The organism is Gordonia jinhuaensis, from assembly GCF_014639795.1.
Taxonomy (GTDB): Bacteria; Actinomycetota; Actinomycetes; order Mycobacteriales; family Mycobacteriaceae; genus Gordonia_B; species Gordonia_B jinhuaensis.
This window is the reverse complement of the sequence record NZ_BMGC01000072.1, coordinates 1-5,100: the sequence shown is the minus strand read 5'-3', so window position 1 is coordinate 5,100 and position 5,100 is coordinate 1. Positions and strand designations below refer to the sequence as shown.

The 5,100-nt window shown below is 65.6% G+C and carries 4 protein-coding genes and 1 pseudogene; 4 read left to right on the top strand and 1 reads right to left on the bottom strand.

Annotated elements, in window-relative coordinates:
- The 4 genes from IEW22_RS19525 to IEW22_RS19510 all read left to right on the top strand — a co-directional run.
- The coding region (locus IEW22_RS19525; RefSeq protein WP_188589007.1) for a helix-turn-helix domain-containing protein at positions 1-745 on the top strand (745 nt) is incomplete at its 5' end.
- 616 nt (positions 746-1,361) lie between these two features.
- On the top strand, positions 1,362-1,769 hold the full coding sequence (locus IEW22_RS19520; RefSeq protein ID WP_229742929.1) for an MDR/zinc-dependent alcohol dehydrogenase-like family protein: 408 nt from the start codon (positions 1,362-1,364) through the stop codon (positions 1,767-1,769).
- A 136-nt stretch (positions 1,770-1,905) separates the two neighbouring features.
- Positions 1,906-2,700, top strand: coding sequence for an aldo/keto reductase (locus tag IEW22_RS19515; protein ID WP_227923055.1), 795 nt, complete (start codon positions 1,906-1,908; stop codon positions 2,698-2,700).
- A gap of 96 nt (positions 2,701-2,796) precedes the next feature.
- A complete protein-coding gene (locus IEW22_RS19510) occupies positions 2,797-3,969 on the top strand; it encodes a low temperature requirement protein A (RefSeq protein ID WP_049701070.1) in 1,173 nt (390 codons plus the stop codon).
- A gap of 776 nt (positions 3,970-4,745) precedes the next feature.
- On the opposite strand, the pseudogene IEW22_RS19505 reads toward IEW22_RS19510, so the two are convergent.
- Positions 4,746-4,997 (bottom strand): annotated as a pseudogene (locus IEW22_RS19505) (IS630 family transposase); the annotation flags it as partial.
- Positions 4,998-5,100 lie beyond the last annotated feature (103 nt).

The following is a 5,100-nucleotide window of genomic DNA, read 5'->3' as shown; positions in this document are numbered from 1 at the left end:
GGCGCCACCTTCGAAAAAGGCAAACTCGTCGAACCCGACCCCAACTCAGACTCCGAGGAGGCCGCCTGAAACTCGCCCATCCACAGGTCTTGACAATAACTCCGCACCCGGATCGCTGTTCATCTACGACAGCTCCCTGCCGTTCCGCATGCGCGCCGATGGACCCTACGAGCAGGTGGTCGTCCAGGTGGGCGCCGATCGCGCCTTCGCACTAGCCGGCATGGACCGCACCACCGATATCCTCGCCACACCCATGGAGTGTTCTGGAGTTCTCTCCGCTGTGTCTGCATTCTTCACCCAACTGGCCCACTACCAGGCCGACGACCCCGTCGCAGCAGCCCGACTCGAACCGCACGCAGCCTCATTAGCCGTGTCTTTGCTACGGCTGACTAGCCCCCTACGCCCGCCGGCCGAGATACCCGCGCTCCTTCGTCGCGATCAAGTAATCGCCTACATTCATGCACACCTCACCGACCCTGACCTCGACGCCGACCGCATCGCCGATGCGGTGAGATTGTCCCGCAGAAGCCTCTACCGACTCTTTCACGACACCGACTACACGCTCATGGACTACCTGCGCAGGGCCCGCGTTGAAGCCGCACAGAACCTGCTCCGCAACCACCCCACAAAGTCTATTTCTCACATCTCGCGGGAAGCGGGCTTCAACGACGAACGCTCGTTCTACCGCACCTTCCGAACCATCACAGGCATGACGCCGAACGACTACCGCGAACAGTTCCATTAGCCGCCCGGCCACGCAGTCGTCTCCCCCGCTCGCCTAACCGAACCAGCATGCACGCCGCCTGGTTTCCCGACGTGAGCGCGCCCCAAAGCGAGCTTGCATCAGGGTCGCGCCGACGGAATCCCGGGTGTTGACACCGGCTTTGGCCAAGGCGTGAGCGTGTCCCGTTTCAGTTACGGTGACACTGGACCGTAGCGGGATCGTCCCCGTCAAGGCGCGGGTAGACCCATTCGATGCGAGTCATCTCGCTATCGGGGCTCACGCCGCGATGGGTGGCGCAGAAGAACTCGACAAACTGCGCTCGCGTCAGCTCCGGAAACCCTTCGGCGACGACATCGGAGGCCGTTGCTCGCCCTGGCCGCAATCGACGACGGCCTGCCGACAAGATCTCGTACCGCTGTGGCGATCGCGTCTCTACTTGGGGCATCGGTGGGGTTGCCCGCGTACCTGCTGCTGCGTGAGCGCGCCCAACCGCTGGGCGACGAGGGCGGGTGAGCCGAAGTCGAGCACATCGAGGGCGTCGGTGACTATCTTTCGTCTGTGGTCAGGCAGCTCGACGTATACCTATTTGCGGAGCTGCTCGACGACGCCACCTGTCGTCGCCGCGTAGTCATCGGCGTTGGCCCGCTCGTCGTCTGTGAACGCCTGCACATCTCCCGGCCCGGCTTACGTATACGACCAGGTCAAGCAGCAGTTGCGGCTGCAGTCCGACCGGCCCACCGCCCTCCGAGAGGCGATCTACGCCTGCCGCAAAGGCGGCAGCCTCTTCATCCTCGGAGTCTTCGGCGGGTTCGTCGACAAATTCCCGCTCTGTGCGATGGTGAACAAGAGCATGACCGTGCGCGGGGCCCAGCAGCACGGCCATCGCTACATCCCCCAGATCCTGCAGCACATCGCCGACGGCGACCTCTCTACCGAGCACCTCGCCACCCACATGATGCCGCTGGACCAAGGACCCCACGGCTACGAGATGTTTAAGTACAAGCAGGACGGCTGCGTCCGGGCCGTCTTCCAACTCGACCGATGACCCAAGCAGTAAGCCAGCACCGGTCGCGGACGCGCCGGCCCTTCGAGGATCTCAGCCCACGTCCCACCTCAGGACAACCAGAAGGAAGTGATCGCGGATGCGACGGATAACGCTGCCGAGCGGGGAGTCCATCCCTGTGCTGGGCCAGGGCACCTGGGGCTGGGGTGAGGACCCCGGCCGCCGCGGCGACGAGGTCGCCGCGCTGCACGCCGGCCTCGAGCTGGGCGTGACGCTGGTCGACACCGCCGAGATGTACGCTGACGGCGGCGCGGAGGAGGTGGTCGGTGAAGCATTGGCGGGTCGCCGCGACGAGGCATTCGTGGTCAGCAAGGTCCTTCCGTCCCACGCCTCCCGTTCCGGCACGATCGCGGCCTGCGAACGCAGCCTGAAACGCCTGGGCACCGATCGGATCGACCTCTACCTGCTGCACTGGCAGGGCAGGTACCCGCTGCAGGACACCGTCGCGGCCTTCCAACAGCTCGTCGAGGACGGGAAAATCCGATACTGGGGCGTCAGCAACTTCGACCACCGGGCCCTCGCCGACCTGCAGGACGTGCCGGGCAGCAGCGGGCTGGCCACGGATCAGGTGCTGTACAACCTGTCGCGGCGAGGACCGGAGTACGACCTCCTGCCGTGGTGCGCCGACCACCAGCTGCCGGTCATGGCGTATTCGCCGATCGAGCAGGGCCGCATCCTTCACGACACGACGCTGAACGACGTCGCGGCGCGTCACAGCGTCAGCGCCGCGGCGGCGGGCATCGCCTGGGTGCTGCGCCGCGACTCGCTCTGCACGATCCCCAAGGCGAGCAGCCCGCAGCACGTGCGAGACAACGCCACAGCACTGGACGTGGAGCTGACCCGCGAAGACCTGGATGCTCTGGACCGTGCGTTCCCGCCCCCGAGCGGACCGCGACCACTAGAAATGCTGTGACCCTGACCAAGGGCGCAGCCCGGTCGGTCCGGGCAGCGCGGCAGCACCGTCGGTGAGGGTGGGAGTTGCCGGGCTTGAAAGGGGATGATTTCGCGGATGTCAGAGAACTCTGAGCCGGGCAGCGAGGCCGACGCGCGGGACAGCGGCAGCGGGTCGGTGGGCAACCTTGAGCTGTTCTTCGACCTGGTGTTCGTGTACGCCATGGCGCAGCTGACCGAGCTGGTGCGGGACGACGTTTCGTGGCGGGGTTTCGGTCATGGTGTGCTCGGCCTACTGGCGGTGTGGTGGGCCTGGGTCTGCTACACCTGGCTCACCAACACCTTCACCACGAATCGGGTGGTATTTCGCTGCCTGGTCATCGCCGCCATGGCTGCGATGCTGCTGGCCGTAAGCGCACTCCCGACCGCGTTCAGCACCGGAGCCTTCGTCTTCGGGCTTGCCCTGCTCGCCATCCGCGTCATCCACCTGGTCTTGTTCGTCGTGGACGCCTCCCACGACGACGAACACCTCCGTGCAGGCCTCCTGCGGCTGGCCCCGAGCCTGCTCATCGCACCAGTCCTGATCGCCGTCGCCGCCGCCTTCCCAGCCCCCTACCGAGAGCTGCTCTGGATCGGCGCAGCCATCATCGACTTCGGCGGACCCCTGGTCGCCGGGGTCGAGGTTTTCCGGGTAATGCCCTCCTACTTCGTCGAGCGCCACGGCAACATCATCATCATCGCGCTCGGTGAAGCCGTCGTCGGGCTGGGCACCGGGGCCAGCGAGCACCTGCAGCAACCGGTCGTGCTCGCCGCCGCTGTCCTCGGAGTCCTGATCGCCGCCTCGTTGTGGTGGACCTACTTCGGTCTGACCGCCGGCGCCGAGCAACGCCTCAAAGACGCCGACGGGCCCGAACGCGCCCGACTGGCCCGCGACGCCTACAGCTACCTCCACCTTCCCCTGGTCGCCGGGGTCGCCTTCTTCGGCTTCGGCGCCAGCGTGGCGCTCGAGCACGTGTTCGACCCGTTACCGCTGCTGCCGGCCATCGCCCTCAGTGGCGGGGTGGGTCTGTTCTACGCCGCCGATGTCGCCTACCGATGGCGCGATCACCATCAGCTCGTGCCGGACCGCCTCCTCACGGCGGCCGCATCCCTGCTCATCATCCCGCCAGCACTGATCATGCCCGCATGGTCAGTGTTGACGGTTCTCACCGCGGTCGGCGCCCTGCGCCTGACGTGCGAACTCGTGCGACGGCCGCGGATCGGTCCCGCAGCCGCCGGCCAAGTCCACTGAGGCCGGAACGCCTAGGCCGTGTCTGACAATGAATCCAGGGGTCGGCTGGCACCTTCGAAGACGTGTCCGCGGTCCCCACTCGCTGAAGCTCGAGGGTGCCCGCTTTGTCGGCAGGAGCCTGCGGGACGCAGCGGCGCGCCGAGGACGCCGAGGGACTGCGCGGGGCCTGGGGCGCGGTAGAAGGCGCATGGCGCCAGGCGACCGACCGCGCATCGGCGCTCCCGGACGGCGCAGTCGACGTCTCGGTCGAGGGAGAGTGGTGCTTCTCCCAGACCCTGCGCCACCTCGTCTTCACGACCGGGCCTGGCTGAGCCGGGGGGGGGGGCAGGACCCCAGGTCAACGAGGTGTCGACCGGTCGGCCGCCACGCCACAGGCCACACGCTCGAACGGTTTGCGGAGCCCTGGTTGCGTCGAAAGGTATTTTGCAGCAGACGGTTTGGCGCAGGTTGTGCTGAGGATGAGTGTGCTGGATATCACCGAGGTGTGCAAAGGCCTCGCCGAGAAACTGGGTGCCGCACGCACCGCGACGGACGGACATACGCCTATTCCATTCGAGGTTCTTGATGTACTTGAGCAGGCGGTGAGGCGGGCAATTGAGACTAGACGCCCGTTTAGCCCGAGGCCAGGGAGAGGATGGCGGCAATCTGGGATTCGGGTGCATGGAGATCCTCCGCGTCGGATGATGTCGAATGACGGCCCCGCGGTGAAACTGTCCTCAGTGACAGCCGATGTGTGAGTTCGGCGTGGATTCTTGCAGGTCGGCGAGTTCGAAGTCCTAGTGTCCTGAGTCATTAATTCGTGTGCAGTAGTGGGCGATGGAGTCGAGGATCTGGTCAGCGGTCTTGACCCACACGTAGGGGCGGGGGTTGTCGTTCCAGGTCTCGATCCACGCTCTGATGTCGGCGTTGAGTGCTCGTACGGTGCGGTGGGTGGAGCGTTGGAGTTTCTTGGTGGTCAGTTCGGCGAACCAGCGTTCGACGAGGTTCATCCAGGATGAGCTGGTGGGGGTGAAGTGGACAACAAACCGCAATACCGTTCAGTTAAGGTTACATGCGTGTAGTTTTAGGTGTATGCCTCGTGCTGGGTGGGTGAAGCCGGAGTCGGATCGTCGGTTGTCGGATGTGGTGTCG